The sequence below is a fragment of the Sulfitobacter sp. PS-8MA genome (assembly GCF_040933935.1).
Taxonomy (GTDB): domain Bacteria; phylum Pseudomonadota; class Alphaproteobacteria; order Rhodobacterales; family Rhodobacteraceae; genus Sulfitobacter.
Genome location: NZ_JBFQYJ010000007.1, coordinates 286,479 through 303,603, shown reverse-complemented (window position 1 = coordinate 303,603; position 17,125 = coordinate 286,479). Strand labels below are relative to the sequence as shown.

The 17,125-nt window shown below is 58.9% G+C and carries 22 protein-coding genes; 7 read left to right on the top strand and 15 right to left on the bottom strand.

What is annotated here, in order from left to right:
- Positions 1-31 precede the first annotated feature (31 nt).
- The 6 genes from motA (at position 32) to AB4M76_RS14815 (ending at position 7,703) form a co-directional block, all read left to right on the top strand.
- Entirely contained in the window at positions 32-901 is an 870-nt protein-coding gene (motA, locus tag AB4M76_RS14840) for a flagellar motor stator protein MotA (protein WP_368442780.1), read from the top strand.
- Complete coding sequence (locus AB4M76_RS14835; RefSeq protein WP_368442779.1) at positions 901-3,162, top strand: hypothetical protein; 2,262 nt, start codon at positions 901-903, stop codon at positions 3,160-3,162. Before motA ends, AB4M76_RS14835 begins: the two co-directional genes overlap by 1 nt.
- A 179-nt stretch (positions 3,163-3,341) precedes the next feature.
- Positions 3,342-5,426, top strand: a complete 2,085-nt coding sequence (gene flhA / locus AB4M76_RS14830) for a flagellar biosynthesis protein FlhA (RefSeq protein WP_368442778.1) — start codon at positions 3,342-3,344, stop codon at positions 5,424-5,426.
- Positions 5,423-6,196 carry a flagellar biosynthetic protein FliR gene (locus tag AB4M76_RS14825; RefSeq protein WP_368442777.1) on the top strand — a complete coding sequence of 258 codons (774 nt, stop codon included), beginning with the start codon at positions 5,423-5,425 and terminating at the stop codon, positions 6,194-6,196. The genes flhA and AB4M76_RS14825 overlap by 4 nt, the downstream gene beginning before the upstream one ends.
- Positions 6,193-7,278: a flagellar biosynthesis protein FlhB gene (locus AB4M76_RS14820; RefSeq protein WP_368442776.1), complete on the top strand. Its 1,086-nt coding sequence runs from the start codon at positions 6,193-6,195 to the stop codon at positions 7,276-7,278. Before AB4M76_RS14825 ends, AB4M76_RS14820 begins: the two co-directional genes overlap by 4 nt.
- Positions 7,275-7,703 (top strand): hypothetical protein, encoded by a 429-nt coding sequence (locus AB4M76_RS14815; RefSeq protein WP_368442775.1) that lies wholly within the window; start codon positions 7,275-7,277, stop codon positions 7,701-7,703. The genes AB4M76_RS14820 and AB4M76_RS14815 overlap by 4 nt, the downstream gene beginning before the upstream one ends.
- On the opposite strand, the gene AB4M76_RS14810 is transcribed toward AB4M76_RS14815, so the two are convergent.
- From AB4M76_RS14810 to AB4M76_RS14770, 9 genes are all read right to left on the bottom strand, one after another.
- Complete coding sequence (locus tag AB4M76_RS14810; RefSeq protein WP_368442774.1) at positions 7,697-8,191, bottom strand: flagellar basal body-associated FliL family protein; 495 nt, start codon at positions 8,189-8,191, stop codon at positions 7,697-7,699. The genes AB4M76_RS14815 and AB4M76_RS14810 overlap by 7 nt on opposite strands.
- Positions 8,192-8,200: 9 nt before the next feature.
- Positions 8,201-8,929, bottom strand: coding sequence for a flagellar basal body L-ring protein FlgH (flgH, locus tag AB4M76_RS14805; RefSeq protein WP_368442773.1), 729 nt, complete (start codon positions 8,927-8,929; stop codon positions 8,201-8,203).
- Positions 8,930-8,938: 9 nt separating this feature from the next.
- A complete protein-coding gene (flgA, locus tag AB4M76_RS14800) occupies positions 8,939-9,355 on the bottom strand; it encodes a flagellar basal body P-ring formation chaperone FlgA (protein WP_368442772.1) in 417 nt (138 codons plus the stop codon).
- Positions 9,355-10,140: a flagellar basal-body rod protein FlgG gene (gene flgG / locus AB4M76_RS14795; RefSeq protein ID WP_368442771.1), complete on the bottom strand. Its 786-nt coding sequence runs from the start codon at positions 10,138-10,140 to the stop codon at positions 9,355-9,357. The genes flgA and flgG overlap by 1 nt, the downstream gene beginning before the upstream one ends.
- 28 nt (positions 10,141-10,168) lie before the next feature.
- Positions 10,169-10,879 carry a flagellar hook-basal body complex protein gene (locus tag AB4M76_RS14790; RefSeq protein WP_368442770.1) on the bottom strand — a complete coding sequence of 237 codons (711 nt, stop codon included), beginning with the start codon at positions 10,877-10,879 and terminating at the stop codon, positions 10,169-10,171.
- Position 10,880: 1 nt separating this feature from the next.
- Positions 10,881-11,150, bottom strand: a complete 270-nt coding sequence (locus AB4M76_RS14785; protein WP_368442769.1) for a flagellar biosynthetic protein FliQ — start codon at positions 11,148-11,150, stop codon at positions 10,881-10,883.
- Positions 11,150-11,437, bottom strand: coding sequence for a flagellar hook-basal body complex protein FliE (gene fliE, locus AB4M76_RS14780; RefSeq protein ID WP_368442768.1), 288 nt, complete (start codon positions 11,435-11,437; stop codon positions 11,150-11,152). Before fliE ends, AB4M76_RS14785 begins: the two co-directional genes overlap by 1 nt.
- Before the next feature lie 101 nt (positions 11,438-11,538).
- Complete coding sequence (gene flgC, locus AB4M76_RS14775) at positions 11,539-11,931, bottom strand: flagellar basal body rod protein FlgC (RefSeq protein WP_368442766.1); 393 nt, start codon at positions 11,929-11,931, stop codon at positions 11,539-11,541.
- Positions 11,932-11,933: 2 nt separating this feature from the next.
- Positions 11,934-12,320, bottom strand: a complete 387-nt coding sequence (locus tag AB4M76_RS14770) for a FlgB family protein (RefSeq protein ID WP_368442764.1) — start codon at positions 12,318-12,320, stop codon at positions 11,934-11,936.
- An 80-nt stretch (positions 12,321-12,400) separates the two neighbouring features.
- Between AB4M76_RS14770 and AB4M76_RS14765 the strand changes: the two genes are divergently transcribed.
- Entirely contained in the window at positions 12,401-13,765 is a 1,365-nt protein-coding gene (locus AB4M76_RS14765) for a FliI/YscN family ATPase (protein WP_368442762.1), read from the top strand.
- 6 nt (positions 13,766-13,771) lie between these two features.
- On the opposite strand, the gene AB4M76_RS14760 is transcribed toward AB4M76_RS14765, so the two are convergent.
- The 6 genes from AB4M76_RS14760 to AB4M76_RS14735 all read right to left on the bottom strand — a co-directional run bounded on the left by AB4M76_RS14760 (position 13,772) and on the right by AB4M76_RS14735 (position 17,091).
- Positions 13,772-14,560, bottom strand: a complete 789-nt coding sequence (locus AB4M76_RS14760) for a DUF1217 domain-containing protein (protein ID WP_368442760.1) — start codon at positions 14,558-14,560, stop codon at positions 13,772-13,774.
- Positions 14,560-14,964 (bottom strand): flagellar biosynthesis repressor FlbT, encoded by a 405-nt coding sequence (gene flbT, locus AB4M76_RS14755; RefSeq protein WP_174860779.1) that lies wholly within the window; start codon positions 14,962-14,964, stop codon positions 14,560-14,562. The genes AB4M76_RS14760 and flbT overlap by 1 nt, the downstream gene beginning before the upstream one ends.
- Entirely contained in the window at positions 14,961-15,332 is a 372-nt protein-coding gene (gene flaF / locus AB4M76_RS14750) for a flagellar biosynthesis regulator FlaF (protein WP_368442758.1), read from the bottom strand. The genes flbT and flaF overlap by 4 nt, the downstream gene beginning before the upstream one ends.
- A gap of 81 nt (positions 15,333-15,413) precedes the next feature.
- Positions 15,414-16,256, bottom strand: coding sequence for a flagellin (locus tag AB4M76_RS14745; protein WP_368442756.1), 843 nt, complete (start codon positions 16,254-16,256; stop codon positions 15,414-15,416).
- A gap of 207 nt (positions 16,257-16,463) precedes the next feature.
- A complete protein-coding gene (locus AB4M76_RS14740) occupies positions 16,464-16,823 on the bottom strand; it encodes a flagellar biosynthesis protein FlgN (protein WP_368442754.1) in 360 nt (119 codons plus the stop codon).
- Complete coding sequence (locus AB4M76_RS14735) at positions 16,813-17,091, bottom strand: rod-binding protein (RefSeq protein ID WP_368442753.1); 279 nt, start codon at positions 17,089-17,091, stop codon at positions 16,813-16,815. Before AB4M76_RS14735 ends, AB4M76_RS14740 begins: the two co-directional genes overlap by 11 nt.
- Between the last annotated feature and the right edge of the window lie 34 nt (positions 17,092-17,125).

Here is a 17,125-nt window from a genome sequence, read left to right as displayed (position 1 = left end):
CTGCGGTCACAGGTCTTAGCTGGGGAATATCATGATCGGAATCATCGGAATCATCACCATCTTTGTCATGGTGTTTGGCGGCTATCTGGCCGCCGGTGGCAAGATGGGCATCATCCTGAAATCGCTACCTTTTGAGATGACAATGATTGGCGGCGCCGCGCTTGGCGCGTTTCTTATCAGCAACGATGGGCCCGCAATCAAACATACGATCAAGGACGTCGGTAAAGTCTTCAAAGGGCCGAAATGGAAACATAGCGATTATCGCGATCTGCTCTGTCTGCTGTTTGAGCTCATCCGTCTGGCCCGTCAGAATCCCGTCGCCATCGAAGAGCATATCGAGGCTCCGGAAGAGTCCTCGATCTTCTCGAAATACCCTAAGATTTTGAGCGACAAGGAAGCGATCGCGCTGATCTGTGACACGATGCGCTCTGCCTCAATGAATTACGATGACCCGCATCAAGTCGAAGAAGTGCTCGAAAAGCGCATGGAAGCGAATATGCATCGCGCCATGCATTCCAGCCACGCCCTACAGGTGGTCGCGGATGGCCTGCCCGCGCTTGGGATCGTTGCGGCCGTTCTGGGCGTGATCAAAACCATGGCCTCAATCGACCAACCACCGGAAATTCTTGGCAAATTGATCGGTGGCGCTTTGGTGGGGACTTTTCTTGGCGTCTTTCTGGCCTACGGTCTCGTTGGCCCATTTGCGTCCAAGGTAAAGGATGTCACCGAAGATGAGGCGCATTTTTACCAGCTAATTCGCGAAGTTCTGGTGGCAAACCTGCATAACCATGCGACCAATATTTGCATCGAAGTGGGCCGGCAAAACACGCCTTCACACTGCCGCCCCAGCTATGCCGATCTTGAGGAAGCGCTCAAGTCAGTCAAACAGGACGCCGCCTGATGCGTGGCCTTGCTCTCATTCTGGGGCTGATCCTGCCATTGGCCGCCAATGCCGCACCCTTTCCAGTACAATCCGGGGAGCATGACGGCTTCACGCGAATTGTTACTCAGGTGCCGAACGGCGATGCCTGGGGCGTGACGCAGAATGGCCGCCGGGTGACGGTGACCATCGGAGGCCACCGAGATGGGTTCGACACCAGTACGGTCTTTCGACGTATCGCGCGCGACCGGATTGCTGCGGTTGAAAGTCGCCCTGCGTCGTTGATCTTAACCCTCGATTGCGACTGCCGGGTCTCGGCTTTTCCGTCTGGTGCAGATTATGCGGTCATCGATGTCGCCTCCCCCGGCGTCGCACTACCTACTCCCTTGATCGCGCGGGAAAACTCACGCCCACCTGAACTACAGGAGCAGAAGGCGACAGCCCAAGACCGTCCAGCAAAGCTAACACCTGCCCCCCCCATTCTTCCGGTTATCGTCAAGGCACCCGAACCCAAAGAGCCACCGCAGCTTGACCTGGACCGCGCGCCATTGAGCGGCGCACAGCAATCTGCGTTGAATGAGCTTCAGAACCAGTTGGCGCAAGAGCTCGGCGCAGCGAGTACACGTGGCCTGCTGATCCCATCTGCCCGTGTTCCGCCCGTGTGGCCGCAAAGCGCCGAAGCATCTGAGCCCGCCGAGGTGCCAGTTACGACCCCTGAACCTGCCAGTTTGGCACAAGACCCGATGCAGAATATGCAGATCACGAGCAGTATGGATGCCCCTGCACGCCAGAAAACGCGCCAAACCACGCGCAAAGGACGGTCCTGCCCCGATGACTCCAGCATTGCGATCGAAACTTGGGGCGAGCCTGAGACTTTCGATCAGCAGATCAGCGCGGGCCGGGCGGCACTTTTTGGCGAATTTGACCGTGTTGATCCCGCCGCGGTGTTGAGCCTCACTCAGTCCTATCTCTACTTCGGTTTCGGTGCCGAAGCGCGGCAGATCCTTGCACTTGCGCCAGAGGTTGCCCGCGATAACCCACTGTTGTTTGATTTGGCCGATATCATGGATCATGGGAAGCCGCGCCGAGTTAAGCGCTTACAGGCCTTCGCCGATTGTCGGTCTGATATTGCTCTATGGGCGATCTTTGCGCTCGATGGCACCGCTAACCATGCCCTGCCAGTCCGCACCGCTTTAAGAACGGTTAACAAATTGCCCGCTCATCTGCGCCGTTTGCTTGCGCCGCAGCTGAGCAGACGGCTGCTGGCGCGCGGCTATGACGATGCCGCCGCCGCTGTTCTGCGCAGCCTCGAACGCCTTCCTGAAGCTTTGCCGGCAGAAGCCAGATTGGCACAGGCGCAGATGGCGCTTAAGGGGGGAGAGGTCAACGCCGGCACCGCCAAGCTTGAGACCGTTGTTGCACAAAATACCCCGCATACCCCAGAAGCGCTCATTGCATTGATCGAAGCGCGGGTTGAAGCAAATGAACCGATTAGCGCCGAGACAGCGGCGCTCGTCGATACCTATGCGCAAGAACACCGCGGGACCCCGCTGGGCACTAAGTTGCAGCAAACCCATGCTCTGGCATTGATTAAGTCAGGTCAGTTTGACCGCGCTGCAAAGGAAATTAAGCAGCACAGCGACCCTGACAACATTCAAGCTACATTAGCGCTCAATCTAAACTTCCTAAAGGAGCTGACCGAGCAAGGCGATGACATCCTCTTTCTTGACCATATCCTCGACCATCCGGAGGACAGTATTTCTCGTCTGCCTAAGCCAGAGAAATACGATCTGATCACCCGGCTTTTGTCGCTCGGCTTTGCTGCCGAAGCGCAGCGTATTCTTGCAACTGGGCCAGAGACAGACCGTTCTCTCAGGCGGCAACTCCTCGCGGCTAAAACTGCGCTCGCGCTCAACCAGCCATTTCAGGCGCTGGCGGCCTTGCTGGGCATCGAAGACCCGGACGTAGCCCCGCTGCGCGCGGAGGCCAAAGCGATGGCAGGTAAATTCGGCGAAGCTCATGATCTCTATCAGCAATCCGATCTCGACAGGTCGGCCCAGGATAGTGCTTGGTTGGCGGAGGACTGGCGCGAGTGGACAGCGGAGGATGCTCCAATCTACGGCCCGACCGCCCGCTTGGCGGAAAGCCGCCCTGCATTTTCTGATGATCCCAACGGCATGCTCGCACGCATGACCGCGGCTTTGAACGAGAGCGCCGCTGCGCGGGACACGCTTGGTAAACTTCTTTCGGCGACCGCTTTGGTCCAAGGCCCGGCTGATTGAACTCTATGTTCGCCCAATCGGGCCAGTTCTAGTTACGAAAAATAAACTTCCTCATCCTAACCTCCGAACAGTCGCAGAAAGTGACTTTTCGGAGATTTAGAATGCCCATACCGTCCTTAGGTTTGGCCTATGCCATCACGCCCTCTGGCCGCTGCACTTGCCGGACCGGAGGTTAGCTCATGGGAAATTTCACGACCAAGGCGCTTTTCAACCCGACCATTCTGCTGGCCGTGGCCTTGATGGGTGTCATTGTAATGATGATCTTGCCGATGCCCTCATGGGTGTTGGACACTGGGCTCGCGGCCTCTTTCGCCCTGGCCATTCTTATCTTTACGGTCACACTTTTCATTGAGCGCCCGCTAGATTTCTCAGCCTTTCCGACGATCCTTCTTGCCTCATTGATGTTGCGATTGTCGCTTAATGTGTCTTCAACAAAGCTGATCATCGGCGAGGGCCATACCGGCACCAGTGCCGCCGGAGATGTCATCGAAAGTTTCGCGCAATTCGTCATGGGCGGCTCGGTATTTTTGGGCTTGGTGGTTTTTTGCGTCCTGCTGATCGTGAATTTCATGGTCATCAACAAGGGTGCAACCCGCATGGCCGAGGTCGGGGCACGCTTTGCTTTGGACGGCATGCCAGGCAAGCAAATGGCAATCGACAGCGACATGTCCGCAGGTGCTATCACCCATGATGAAGCCCGCGAACGGCGCGAACGTGAGCAGCAGGAAACCACATTTTTCGGCTCGCTCGATGGCGCATCAAAATTCGTGAAAGGCGATGCCATCGCCGGGCTTCTCATCACTCTTTTGAACCTCGTCGCGGGGCTGGTGATGGGGGTGGTCGTGCACGGCATGCCCATAGGGGCGGCCTTTGAAACCTATGCGATTCTTACCGTTGGTGACGGGTTGGTTTCCCAGATCCCGGCTGTGGTGATCTCGATCGCCTCGGCCCTATTGCTGGCCCGCGGCGGGGCACAGGGGGCCACGGATCTCGCCGTTTTCAGTCAGCTGGGCAAACACCCCGCCGCGCTGGCCACGGTTGCGGTGCTGATGGTAATGTTCGCGCTGTTCCCGGGGCTGCCGTTCCTGCCCTTCGTCCTTGGCGGAGCCGGGTTGGGAACGGCGGCTTTCGTCATGTACCGCGCCGAGAAACGCAAGCGTGCTCTTCCGGATCCCGCGCAGACCGAAGACATCATGCCGCGCGAAAAACCCTTGGGTGACGTGCTGGAACTGGATGATATCCACGTCGAATTCTCCCCCGATCTAGTGAATATGGTGCTCGATCCCGGGACGGGGATGGACGCGCGAATTGCCAATATGCGTACCCATGTGGCATCGGTCTTTGGCGTCATCTTGCCCGAAATCCGGCTGACTGATCACCCCGGCCTGCCGATTGGCACCTATGTGCTGCGCATTCAGGGGGTCGAACAGGCCCGCGCGCAGTTAAACCCTGATCAAATTCTCGCGCTAATCCCCGAAGACGGCGGCTCCCTGCCCGCTGGTGTCGAAACCACCGAGCCGGTCTATGGCGCGCCGGCGCGCTGGATCAACAGTCGGGACCAAGAGGACGCGGCCCTCGCGGGGGTCACCCTGGTCACCCCTACGGAAATCCTAGCCACCCATTTGCTTGAGGTCGTCAAACGCAACTTCAGCCGCCTGCTCACGTTGAAGTCACTTCGACGGTTATTGGCAGAGATGGTCAATTTATCCGATCCCGGCCGGGCAGAGGCGAACCGAAAACTGTTGGATGAGCTCATTCCCGACAAAGTGCCAATCGACGTGCTGCATGCGGTTTTACGGCTTTTGCTCGATGAGCAGGTGTCGATCCGCAATCTGCCCTTGATCCTGGAAGCCACCGCCGAAGCGCGCGGGCAGAATGCCCAGCCGGAAGCAATTTGCGAACATGTTCGCCAACGTTTGGGGTTTCAGCTTGTGGCGGAGATGCGCCGCGCGGATGGAACACTTCCCCTGGTCCAATTGGCGCCTGAATGGGAAGAGACATTCGCGACATATCAAGTCGATGGTCAACGAGGCTTGGACATTGCATTGCCACCGGACCTTTTCAATCAACTGGCGGAAAAAGCCTCCGAAAAGCTGAGCGATGCAAGTCAAAATGGTATCTATGCCGCGCTGGTGACCAATACGCGAAGACGACGTTTCCTGCGCACCGTGATGCGTGCCAAAGGCATCAGCAACCCGGTCTTATCATTTGAGGAAATTGGTCTGGATGCACGGCCAGCGCTGGTCGGCGTCGTTGCGGCATGACCTACGCCGGCGCCGATCTGCTGGCTTTTATCGAAGCGACCCTGTGGCATGGCTTTGCCGTTTTCCTGCGGGTTGGCGCCATGGTGGCCCTGATGCCCGCCTTTGGAGAGACCTCCGTCCCGATGCGGGTCAAACTTGTCGTGATTGTCGCGTTTACCTTTATCACCACCCCCGCCATCGCCGCCCCGGATCTACCGCCTTCCGCCGAAAACCTGATCTGGCTGGCTCTTTCGGAAACACTGGCTGGGCTATTGCTGGGGCTCGGATTACGCATGTTTGTTCTTTCTCTACAAACCGCCGGTGCCATCGCCGCGCAATCGACCTCACTGTCGCAAATCCTAGGGGTTGCCGCTGCGGAACCGATGCCGGCGATGGGCTATGTGCTCGTGATCGGCGGGCTGGCCTTGGCAGTGATGACAGGGCTGCATGTGAAAGCCGCTCAAATGGTGATCCTGTCCTACGAGCTTTTGCCCATGGGGCGCTTTCCCAGCGGGGATATCGTGTCGGGCTGGGGGCTTGGGCAAATCAGACGTGCCTTTTCCCTGGCTTTCACCCTCGCCGCGCCCTTTGTCATCCTGTCTTTGCTGTACAATCTTGCGCTTGGCGCGATCAATAAGGCGATGCCGCAGTTGATGGTGGCCTTTGTCGGTGCGCCGGTGATTACCGCGGGCGGGCTGTTCCTACTTTTTCTCGCCGCGCCAATCATCTTGTCAATTTGGGTCGCTGCGCTTGATCGTTTAATCGCAAACCCATTCGTGGTGCCGCCATGAGCGGGCAGGATGATGACAGCGACAAATCATTCGAAGCGACCCCGCAAAAACTGCTGGATGCGCGCAAAAAGGGTGAAATCGCCAAGTCAACTGACCTCATGACAGCCGCCGCCTATGCGGGTTTGCTCGCTGCACTCCTGCTAACAGGCCATGCCACGATACAGCGTATTGGCACCGCCTTGATGGTGATGATCGACCAATCTGCGCAACTGGCACCGACATTTTTCGATGGCAGCCCGAGTGTTGCAATCGCAGGGCCTATGCGCGAAATCGCCGTTGGCGCGCTGCCCCTTTTCGTCTTACCGGCGGTTGCCGTGGTTTTGGCAATTGTCGCTCAGCGGGCCTTGGTTTTTGCCCCGAGCAAGATCAGCCCAAAGATGTCGCGCATCTCCATCCTATCGAATGCCAAGAACAAATTTGGCCGTTCCGGGATGTTCGAATTTGCCAAGAGCTTCACCAAGCTGTGCCTATATTCGATCTGCGTGGCGTTTTTCATCCGGGCCCGGCTGGGTGAAATGATTGGAACTCTGCGCAGCTCACCCGAGATGGCGCTGAGTTTTATGGCCGAGCTCTGCTTGGCCTTTCTGTTTGTCATGACCGTTGTTTCTGGCGCGATCGGCGCAATCGACGCGCTTTGGCAGCATTTCGAACATCTGCGCAAGAACCGGATGTCGCGCAAAGAGATCACCGATGAGACCAAGAATGCCGAAGGGGACCCCCATCAGAAGCAAGAACGCCGGGCGCGGGCCATGGCGATCTCGCAAAATCAAATGATGGCCGATGTGCCGAAGGCAGATGTGGTGATCGTGAACCCGACCCATTTCGCGGTCGCCTTAACCTGGAGCCGCGAACCCGGTTCCGCACCCGTCTGTGTCGCCAAGGGCGTGGATGCCATCGCACTGAAAATCCGAGAGATCGCCATGGAAGCCGGCGTGCCGATCCACGGTGACCCGCCCACTGCGCGCGCCTTACATGCCACAACGGACATCGGGGATCAGATCCCTTACGATCAATATCATGCGGTGGCCGCGGCGATCCGTTTTGCCGAAGCCATGCGGCGCAGAGCGAAGGGCTGGACATGAGAGACCTCGCCGAACTTCGCCATTTGGAGGCCATCTGCCAGGCGAAATACGACCAGCAGCGTCAATCCTTTCTACGCATAAAGACTGAAGAATCCCGCCTGCGCAGGGAGTTAGAACGGCTCGACCATATGGCACGGCAGGCGAACGACGCCAGCACCCGGACCGGCGTAATGCGCGCGGTCGGCGCGGATATCATGTGGCAGGCCTGGATCGGCCGAAGCAAGAATGAGCTGAACCTCAAGCTTGCGCAGGTATTGGCAATAAAAGACCAGCAATTGGCTCAAGTGCGACAGGCATTCGGAAAGCTACAGGTTGCACAGGAGCTGATTGCCAGCGTCCAAAAGAACCAGCGCAAAAGAAGGGACCAGTCCCAAATGGAACTGGCCATCGATATCGCATTGCTGCGTCAAAGGGGCGATCAATAATCTTGTCGCGCTATCTCCAAGATCAACACGTCACTGACCACGTCTTTGCCCATATCCTTTTGCGCGACTTCACGAAGGGCGTTACGCAGCACCGCGATGTTGTTCGCGTCGGTGAAAGCCCCTTCGAACCCCCCCATATTGGCGTGATCGAATAGCACGCCCAGGAATGAATCCCTCAATTTGGGCTCTCGTTGGAATACCACATCCTTATTCCCCTCGGTGACCTCCATGCTCAGAGAAAGAACGACGAGGGCGGCGACTTCGCGGTCTTTGATGATCGGAACGACAAACTGATTGTTCAGTTTGGCATATTCCATCATCGGCGCCGGGTTGTCAGGGCCGTAGGGCTCTGCCGGTTCTGCTTCTTTAGGCGCTTCGGCCTCTTGGGGGGCGGCAGCCTCGGGCGCCGGGCGCAAAGCCATCCCCGCGCCGACCCCCGCGCCCGTACCGATAAGCAACAATACAATTGGTAAGATTTGCTTAAGCATGGCCCGCTCCTAGAATGGCATGACAACGTCCAGCACTTGCTGTCCGTAGCGCGGTTGCTGCATGTCGGTGATTTGGCCGCGACCGCCATAGGACACACGCGCAGAGGCGATCTTGTCATAGGTGATTTCATTCTGCCGCGAGATATCAGCCGGGCGGACATATCCCGTCACAAGCAGTTCGCGCAGTTCGAAATTCACCCGCAGTTCCTGCGAGCCCGAGATCGACAGCACGCCGTTGGGCAAGACATCCACCACCGTGGCGGCCACCCGCAATGTCAGCTTTTCCTTCCGCTTGACAGATCCGTCCCCTGAAGCGCTACTGTTCGAATTGATCCCGACCAGGTCAGCCGATGTGGCCCCCTCGGGCAAAATGCCGTCGAGCCGCTGCGGAATCCCGAACAGCCCCGGCATCCCCATCGCTTCGCTGCCGGAACGGGACCGGTCCGTGGCATTGGAAATCTCGGCTTTTTCGTCGATCTCGATCACAACCGTCAGAATATCGCCGCGCTGCATGGCCCTGCGATCGCCAAGCAGCGACTGTCTTGTGCCGGACCAAAGCGACGCCCGATCGATCTCTTGCTCTTCGATGATACGGATCGGCAGCGCCGACGTCACCATCGCGGCATGTTCGCGCGATTCGAGCGGCGGGGAAAACCCGGGCGGCTTGTTCAGATGGTCCGTCCGGGCACAGGCGGCACTAAGCATAAGAAACAACGCGATAAAAATGTGACGTTTCATGGGGATATCCTATTGCCGGACCAGAATGGTGCCGTCGTCTTGCACCTGGCCAAAAAGGGTTGCGCGCGAAGATAGGTTCATAATCCGCAACAAATCGCCGATTGCGCCGCGCTCCAGCGCGCGCCCTTCGGTGACGATCTCCAGACCGTTGCCGCGGAAATGCACCTGCACGATCTGATTGCGCGTGACGAGTGCCGGCGGGCCAATGTCGTCCACCAAAATCGGGCGCCCGGGATAGAGCACCACCCGCGCCTCCTGCCCCACGACATCCACAAGACGCTGGTAGCCGTTTGGCACCGCCATGGTGCTGAGCGCGACATCGGTATCGGCGATGATCGCATGGGCGCGGATGGTGCGTGTGGCGGTCACCGTCTCGGCCTGGGCCGGTAAGGACAGGAGCACTATCAGAAAAAACCGCAGCATCATCAGCGGACCTGCGTCGTTGCGCCCATCATCTGGTCCGCTGCGGAGATGACCTTGGCGTTCATTTCATAGCCCCGTTGGGCCGCAATCAGTTCCGTGATTTCACGCACGGCATCGACAGAACTGTCCTCCAAATACCCTTGCCGAAGTGTCCCCAACCCGTCGACGCCCGGGGTCGCGATCAGCGCCGGGCCAGAGGCTTCGGTTTCGGCAAACAGATTGCCGCCCAAAGCCTCCAGACCTTTGACGTTGGAAAAGCCGGTCAGATTGAACTGGCCCAACTGCTGGCCCTCGGTGGCATCGTCGAAATAGGCGTAGACTTCGCCTTCGGCATTGATCGAAATGCTGCGCGCATCGGCTGGGATGACGATTTCGGGCGCCACGGGAAAGCCATCAGAGGTCACAATGAGCCCTTCGCCTGTCCGCTTCAATCCGCCGTCGCGTGTATAGGCCGCCTGCCCCGAGGGCAGCGAGACCTCTAAAAATCCCGGGCCTTCAATGGCCACATCCAGATCCCCGCCGGTGGCGGCGAGCGAGCCTTGGGCGACCTGCATGGACACGGCGGCGGGCCGAACCCCGAGCCCGAGCTGCACGCCGGTCGGCAGCACCGTGCCGTCAGAGGCGTTGATCGCGCCGGCGCGGGCCATCTGCTGATAATGCAGATCGGCAAACTCGGCCCGGCGCGCATTGTAGCCCGTGGTGCTCATATTCGCGAGGTTGTTCGAAATCGTTTCCACCCGCATTTGTTGGGCAGACATGCCTGTTGCGGCAATTTGTAGGGCGCGCATTCTGGCACCTCCTTTGTCACGTAAAACATCAGCCCATCAGGGCTTTGAGAGCACCGCGTACCCGTTCATCTTCGCTCGTCAAAAAGCTTTGCCCGAGCTCGTAAGCGCGCTGCACTTCAACCATGCGGGACAGCTGACCGATCGCATTCACGTTGGAGTTCTCGACAAAGCCCTGCATCAGCCGCGCCTTATCGCTCGGCTCATGCCCGGCCTCGGCGCGGAACATCACCCCATCTTCGCGAACCATATTTAAAGGCTCTAGCGGGCGAACGATCCCAATCTGGCCCAGCGGTGCGCCATCGGCGCTGACCGTACCATCGGCGCCCACGGAAACCGCCGCGCCCGGAGGGACAAAGACCGGCGCGCCGCCTGAGTCGAGCACGCGAAACCCGTCATATGTCACCAAATCGCCGTCGGCACTGGGCGAGAATGCCCCCGAGCGCGTCAGTCTTTCGCCCGCCGGTGTCTCGACAAGAAAATAACCGTCGCCTTCAATTGCAAAGTCGAAAGTGCCGCCTGTTTGGGTAAGCGCCCCCTGATCGAAGGCGGTATTGCGCAGGTTGCCCTGCCCCATCGAGAGCGACGCGCCTCCGTCCAGCGGTTTCACATATTCCGAGAAAATAAGCCCCTCGGCCCGGTAGCCGGTCGTTGCGGCGTTGGCGATGTTGTTGGCGACGATCTGCATTTCTCGCGCCAGCCCCGATTGCCGGGTAAGCGTGGTATATCCTGCGTTGTCCATGTCAGCCCCCGATGATCAGTGGAATGATGCGGTCGTGGAAAAAGGACACTAGCGTCTGCGTCATGAACCCCATCGAGAGCCAGAACACCGCGCCAATTGCCGCGAGCTTTGGCACGAAGGTCAGGGTCATTTCCTGTATCGAGGTCAGCGCTTGCACCAAACCGATCGAAACCCCCGCCAATAGCGCGACGGTCAGGATCGGGATGGAAATCACCACCGCGACCCAAAGCCCCTGACGCATCGTGTCGAAAAAGATCACTTCGCTTTGCATCAGACCGGCATCCTCAGGATTTCCTGGTAGGCCTCGACGACCTTGTTGCGCACCGTCACGGCGGTTTCCACCACCAGTTCGGTCTGCGCCAATGCGGTCACCAGCGCATGCGGATCAGCATCGCCCACCATCGCGTCTGTGGCGAGTTGCTCCCCTTTGGCCAGCGTGTTTGCGAAGTCAGAAAAGGCCGCTTTGACGCCGTTCATATCCCCTGACGCATCGCCCGGTTCGGTCGCGGGTTTGGAGGCGGCGTATTTCTGGATCGCTGAAAGCGCTTTGATATCCATTCTGGATCTCCTTTTATTGTGTTCTTCGCAGCGTTCCGCCGCAGGTGTTCCGTCGCAGCACCGGGCCACGTTCTCAGTCGCTCAGGCGTGTCCCGGGGCGTTTACCGCCGCAGCAGATCCAGCAAGCCCGTCGACATTTTTCGCGTTTGCTCGAACATCTTTAGATTTGCCTCATAGCTGCGCTGAGCCTCGCGCGCGTCGGCCAGTTCGATCAGAAGATCCACGTTAGAGCCTTCAAAATAACCGCTGTCATCCGCAAGAGGATGGGAGGGGTCATAGACCCGCTCCAGATCGCTGCGATCAAGGTTCACGGCCCCGGTGCGAACCGATGACACGCCGTCACCCGTGCCAAAGGCAGCCTCGAACGTGATGGTTTTGCGCCGGTAACCGGGCGTATCGGCATTCGATATATTCTCAGACACATGCCGCAGTCGAGTTGCCTGCGCCCGCAGGCCGCTGGAGGCGACGGAAAGGGATTTGAAAAACTCGCTCATCATCACCCCCTGATCGTACTGCGCAGGATGTTCAGCCCGGATTTATAGATCGCCAAGGCCCGGTCGTGCTGGCGCTTTGCGTCCACGGATTTCAGCATTTCCGTTTCCAATGAAACACTGTTGCCGTTGGGCGCCGCGCCGTCCCGAGTGGCGAAAGACGCGGCAATCGCCGCCCCGCTGCGGCTGCCATGCAAATGGCCTGCCCGCGTAGCACGGGGCAAACCGGAAGCTTCGGTCGGGCGAAAAACACTTCTGAATTCGGGCAGATCGCGCGCTTGGTACCCGGGCGTATCGGCATTGGCGACATTCTGCGCCGCAATCGCCTGACGCTGTCCGGCATGGGTCGCCATGGCCGTCGCCATTCTGAAGATCTCCAGCTTTTCAAACATCGGGGCTTCTCCCTCGTGCAATTTCAATCAAGGCTTAACCCTGATTCCTTTAGAAAGCGTTTGCAGCCGAGAGGAATGACATGACCTTTGAAACAAATTTCGACGGGCTGGTGGCCCAGATCAACAGCCTTGCTTCAGAGCGGCCTGTGGGTCGTGTGACAAGAGTGGAGGCCGGGGTGATCCATATTTCGGGCCTCGCGGGCGCCGCTCGGATCGGGGATGCGATCACAGTTTGCAGACAAGACGCCACTGCGCTCAGCGGCGAGGTGGTCCAGCTGCGCGACGATATCCTCGTCGCGCTTCCAGATGCGGCACCGGATGGCGTATCCCTGAACAGCCGGGCCATGCTCTCGCCACCCTTCACAATTGCGCCGAGTGAGGATTGGATTGGCCGGATTGTCGACCCAACGGGGCTGCCATTGGACGGCCGCCCCCTGCTGCGGGGGCCTGTTGCGCGCCCTTTACAAGCGCCTCCGCCCCCTGCCGCCGCGCGACGCGCCCTGGGCGCACGGCTGGATACCGGCATGGCGGTTATGAACACGATGCTGCCGGTGGTCAAAGGCCAGCGCGTCGGGTTGTTCGCGGGCTCTGGCGTGGGCAAAAGCAGTCTTATGGGACATTTGGCGCAGCATATGCAGGCCGATGTCGTTGTGATTGCGCTGATTGGGGAACGCGGCCGCGAGTTGCGGCATTTCATGGAAGAAGTGCTTGGCCCCGAAGGACTTGCCCGCAGCGTGCTGGTCACGGCCACATCGGACCAATCGCCCCTGCAACGCCGCCGCTGCGCTTGGACAGGAATGACCATTGCCGAACATTTTCGCGCAGAGGGGAAATCGGTCCTCTTCATGGCCGATTCAATCACCCGCTTTGCCGAGGCACATCGCGAGGTTGCCGTTGCCGCGGGGGAGGCACCGGTGCTGCGCGGCTACCCCCCATCCACTGCGCATTTGATCATGTCGCTTTGTGAACGCGCCGGGCCGGGGAGTGAAGGCGAAGGTGACATCACCGGCATCTTCAGCGTATTGGTGGCCGGCTCCGACATGGACGAGCCGATCGCAGATATTCTGCGCGGGGTGCTGGACGGTCATATCGTCTTGGACCGCAGCATTGCCGAACGGGGTCGCTATCCGGCAATTGATGTGCTGCGTTCGGTGTCGCGGTCGCTTCCTGACGCCGCGACGGATGCCGAAAACGATCTGATCAAACGCGCTCGACGGCTGATGGGGGTCTATGACCGCAATGCGATGATGATCCGTGCCGGTCTCTATGCCCAGGGCAGCGACCCCGAAGTCGATCAGGCCATCGCCATATGGGATGAGCTCGACCTGTTTCTCGCCCGCGTCGAACGCCAAGGCATCGATCAGAGCTTTAAGCAGCTTGACCTTCTATTGCGCCGCGCCAAACAGACCCATGCCCCGCGCGGCCGTGGCCCCTCGGCCGGCTGAGAGGTGTCACCGTTGCAGCAGGGTCAGCGCGATGGATTGGCCGGACATACCGGCATTGAATGAAGCAATCTGATTGCGCACCACATATTTGGTGATCAGATCCTCCACCATTCCGGGGTCTGCAAAGTCAGTCAGTTGGTCCGTTCCAAACACCGACTGAGCGCGTTCCTGAAAGACACCTAGCTGCTGATCCACATCGATTTGGCCAATAGACGACGGCAGGTTCAACGCTTTTTCGAACAATGCGCGCATGGGCGGGTCCCCCATCAGGGTGAACCATTTTGCATCGTTGGACATATCCGCCCCCGCAAGCTCAGCGACCTCGCGCTGCGCATAGAGGGCGATGCGCATGGATTCGTCCTGCTCCCCGGCGGCCACTTCGAAACTATTGGCCTCGAACCGAGCGACGATTGCATCGACAAAACCGGCTTCCCCAATCTTTAGGAATTCGCCGGGGCCGAAACCAAAGGCTTCGGACATTTCCTTGTAGCGCGGATCGGTGAACCGATTGGCCAGCGCGTCATCACTGGTTGTGCCTTCTTCGAGCATCTTTCGGATGAAAAAACGATTGTCGATGTCGTCTTGCAGGCCAAATGCGCCGAGTGTGACAGCCATCAACCGTCGGTCCGAAACCAGATCCTCGGCCCTGGAGATCGCCCCGATATTCTCGCGAAAATAGTCCGTATCCCGTTGGAGTTCGGCCGATTTGTTGAACGCCTCGAACTGCGTGTCATAGGTCCGCTGAAGAAACCTCCAGCCGGCCAAACCGCTCATGGGGATGACGGGCCGGTACATCAGTTTGCCCGTAGCGCCAGCAGCCGATCTTCGCGGGGCAGCAGACTGCGCAGCGCTTTGAGACTGTGGTAATGCTGCGCCTCGATCACGCCTCGGCTGGCTTCGGCCAAAGCGTTGCGGCTGTCGTTGTCGGTAAAGACCTGGCTTAGCTCCTCAATCTGTCGCAGCAGGCCGTGATGGGCGCTGGCCGCATCTTTGTCGCCCGACAGCACCAGCTGCACTGCAAAGAGCACCCGCCGCACCGGGGTCTTGGCATCTTCAGGGTGGATCGCATCGCGCAGACGCAAGATATTGGCATCGGGGGACATGATCGCCAGTCGGCTTCGTCGATCGCCATTCTCGATCACGGCGCCATTGACCAGCACCCGTTCCTTTGGGCTGAGTTTGAGAACCAGACCACTCATGACACTGCCCTTTCCTGCTTCAGCCCACGTAGAATGGCGGTATTCACCTCCAGCAAGGGCACGGCGGACACTTTTTTGCGGATCACTTCGCCGGTATGATGGCTGGTGAATTCGGCGAGATAGAAGATCCGCGCCCGAAGATCATCGGGCAGCAGGTTTTCATCATCTGCCACATCGATTGCCAGCGTGCGCCAGAGTTTGCGGTTCTCGTGCAAGGCTTCGAGCAGCAGCGGCAATTTGCCCTTTTCAATCGCAGCCTTAAGCCGATGGGTGATGCGCGCGATGACATCATATTCGATACTGCGGGCCGAGCGTGTCGGCGCGGCAGTGGGCGCATAGGCGCGCTGAGCCAGAGTGGTTGCGTTCACGGGAATACCTTGCCTGTTGTTATCGTTCGGTGCATGCCGGTTAGGTCAGGGGCGCAGCGACGCGCGCCCCTGCAAGATGGCTTAGCGGAACAGAGACAAGATGGTCTGCGGCGCTTGGTTGGCGATAGACAGCGCCTGAACACCCAACTGCTGCTGGGTCTGAAGCGCCTGAAGCTTGGCCGAGGCCGCCTCCATATCCGCATCGACGAGCGAGCCGATCCCGGATTTAACAGCATCGCTCAGTTTGCTGACAAAATCGCCTTGGTCCGAAATGCGCTGCGCCGAAGCGCCCAGTTCAGCTGCGCCGTCAATCGCGACGGTCATAAAGGCTTCGATCTCGCCAAAAGCGGTTGCCGCTGTTGCGGAATCGCTGATCGGGGTGATCGTCGTTGCATCAAGGCTGGCTTCGAAATTGACAGAGGCCACATCGATGGTGCTTACGGTTGGCGCCGCGCCGCCAATACGGTCCAGCGAGGACACGACGGTCAGAGAAGTGCCGCCATTGCCGTCCGCATCCGTCGCCAGCAGATTCACACCATTGAACTGCGAACCGCCGGTGATCGCCGTGATCTGAGCGACTTTCTCATCCATATCCGCCTGAATCTTGGTGAAATCCGCTGTCTCACTCTGCCCCGAGATCGCGAGCTGCTTCATCTCCTTCAGCGTTTCAACAATCTCTTCCGCACCGGCCGAGGCCACCGCGACCGTCGATTCCCCCAGCGACAGGGAGTCGGACACCGCTTCGTAACCGGCCACGTCAGATTCCATGACCTTGGAGATCGCCCAGATCGCGGAATTATCCTTGGCCGAGGAAATGTCTTTGCCTGTCGCGATGGCGTTCTGGGTCTGGCCGAGATCGGAGTTGATCGACTTCAGCGTTTGCAGGGCAACCATGGCAGAGTTATTGGTGTTGATGCTCGACATAAGCATGTTCCTTTAGTCTTTTTGACGCTTTGCGCCCGTTGCTGTCTCACCCCCCTGGGGCGGACTGGAAAGTCTTTCTGACCTATGCAACGCTCCTGAACCGAACGATGCGCCACCCGACCTCGGATGCAGCGCCACCATGACCCTTTGGGACTTAACACTGTCCTAAACGCGAACCGGCCATTGCACGGCTTTTTATTCAAACGCTCAGGCGCGCTTCTCAACCGCGCGGGCCGCGTCCAGCTCCACGTTGCATTTTCGACCGGTGGAATCATACGTCTCCAACGAGCCTTTTATGCGGCGCAGCGCCGCCATGCGGCGCGCAACGCTCCGTATGCCCTCCAATGCACCGTCCAGAAGAAGCTGGTTGCGTTTCACCTTTGCATCAAGCCGCTGTAAAGCCTCCAGATCTCGGTGCTCGGCCCCGTTCAAAGCCAAGATCAGCCCTTCCTTATCTTCCAGCATGTTTGCCAGCTTTTCGAGTTCGCCATTCAGCAGCGCCGTCCGCTCAGCGTCCAGCAAGCTGTCGAGCGCCGTCAATTTCTGGGTGGTTTCCTCAGAGTTCATCCTGCCGCTCCTTCAATGCTTCGTAGAGCGATTCGCTCAGACCGATGCCGCCGGCCTCTACCATTGCCATGGCCTGTTCTTGCACGAGAAATGAGCTGAATTGATCCTCCCCCGCGCCGCCGCCAAACTCTGCACGGGTCGCGCCAAGCCCCGCTGATTTCAGCATTTCCGCCAGAAAGCTCGCCTCCAATTTCTGCGCCGCCGCCATCAGCGCCTTGTTCTCGTCCTTCAAAGGCGGCGCGGGTTGGACCGAAGAGATTAGCATCATCCTGTCTCCTTAAATTGCGTTCTATTTTCCTGAT

Coding starts and splice junctions, on each gene's coding strand:
- motA (WP_368442780.1), top strand. CDS start 32: ATGATCGGAATCATCGGAATCATCACCATCTTTGTCATGGTGTTTGGC.
- AB4M76_RS14745 (WP_368442756.1), bottom strand. CDS start 16,256: ATGTCGAGCATCAACACCAATAACTCTGCCATGGTTGCCCTGCAAACG.
- flgC (WP_368442766.1), bottom strand. CDS start 11,931: ATGAGCGAGTTTTTCAAATCCCTTTCCGTCGCCTCCAGCGGCCTGCGG.
- flgH (WP_368442773.1), bottom strand. CDS start 8,929: ATGAAACGTCACATTTTTATCGCGTTGTTTCTTATGCTTAGTGCCGCC.
- flgA (WP_368442772.1), bottom strand. CDS start 9,355: ATGATGCTGCGGTTTTTTCTGATAGTGCTCCTGTCCTTACCGGCCCAG.
- flbT (WP_174860779.1), bottom strand. CDS start 14,964: ATGAGTGGTCTGGTTCTCAAACTCAGCCCAAAGGAACGGGTGCTGGTC.
- AB4M76_RS14760 (WP_368442760.1), bottom strand. CDS start 14,560: ATGTACCGGCCCGTCATCCCCATGAGCGGTTTGGCCGGCTGGAGGTTT.
- flgG (WP_368442771.1), bottom strand. CDS start 10,140: ATGCGCGCCCTACAAATTGCCGCAACAGGCATGTCTGCCCAACAAATG.
- AB4M76_RS14790 (WP_368442770.1), bottom strand. CDS start 10,879: ATGGACAACGCAGGATATACCACGCTTACCCGGCAATCGGGGCTGGCG.
- AB4M76_RS14825 (WP_368442777.1), top strand. CDS start 5,423: ATGACCTACGCCGGCGCCGATCTGCTGGCTTTTATCGAAGCGACCCTG.
- AB4M76_RS14820 (WP_368442776.1), top strand. CDS start 6,193: ATGAGCGGGCAGGATGATGACAGCGACAAATCATTCGAAGCGACCCCG.
- AB4M76_RS14770 (WP_368442764.1), bottom strand. CDS start 12,320: ATGTTTGAAAAGCTGGAGATCTTCAGAATGGCGACGGCCATGGCGACC.
- AB4M76_RS14810 (WP_368442774.1), bottom strand. CDS start 8,191: ATGCTTAAGCAAATCTTACCAATTGTATTGTTGCTTATCGGTACGGGC.
- AB4M76_RS14765 (WP_368442762.1), top strand. CDS start 12,401: ATGACCTTTGAAACAAATTTCGACGGGCTGGTGGCCCAGATCAACAGC.
- AB4M76_RS14740 (WP_368442754.1), bottom strand. CDS start 16,823: ATGAACTCTGAGGAAACCACCCAGAAATTGACGGCGCTCGACAGCTTG.
- fliE (WP_368442768.1), bottom strand. CDS start 11,437: ATGGATATCAAAGCGCTTTCAGCGATCCAGAAATACGCCGCCTCCAAA.
- AB4M76_RS14835 (WP_368442779.1), top strand. CDS start 901: ATGCGTGGCCTTGCTCTCATTCTGGGGCTGATCCTGCCATTGGCCGCC.
- AB4M76_RS14815 (WP_368442775.1), top strand. CDS start 7,275: ATGAGAGACCTCGCCGAACTTCGCCATTTGGAGGCCATCTGCCAGGCG.
- AB4M76_RS14735 (WP_368442753.1), bottom strand. CDS start 17,091: ATGATGCTAATCTCTTCGGTCCAACCCGCGCCGCCTTTGAAGGACGAG.
- flhA (WP_368442778.1), top strand. CDS start 3,342: ATGGGAAATTTCACGACCAAGGCGCTTTTCAACCCGACCATTCTGCTG.
- AB4M76_RS14785 (WP_368442769.1), bottom strand. CDS start 11,150: ATGCAAAGCGAAGTGATCTTTTTCGACACGATGCGTCAGGGGCTTTGG.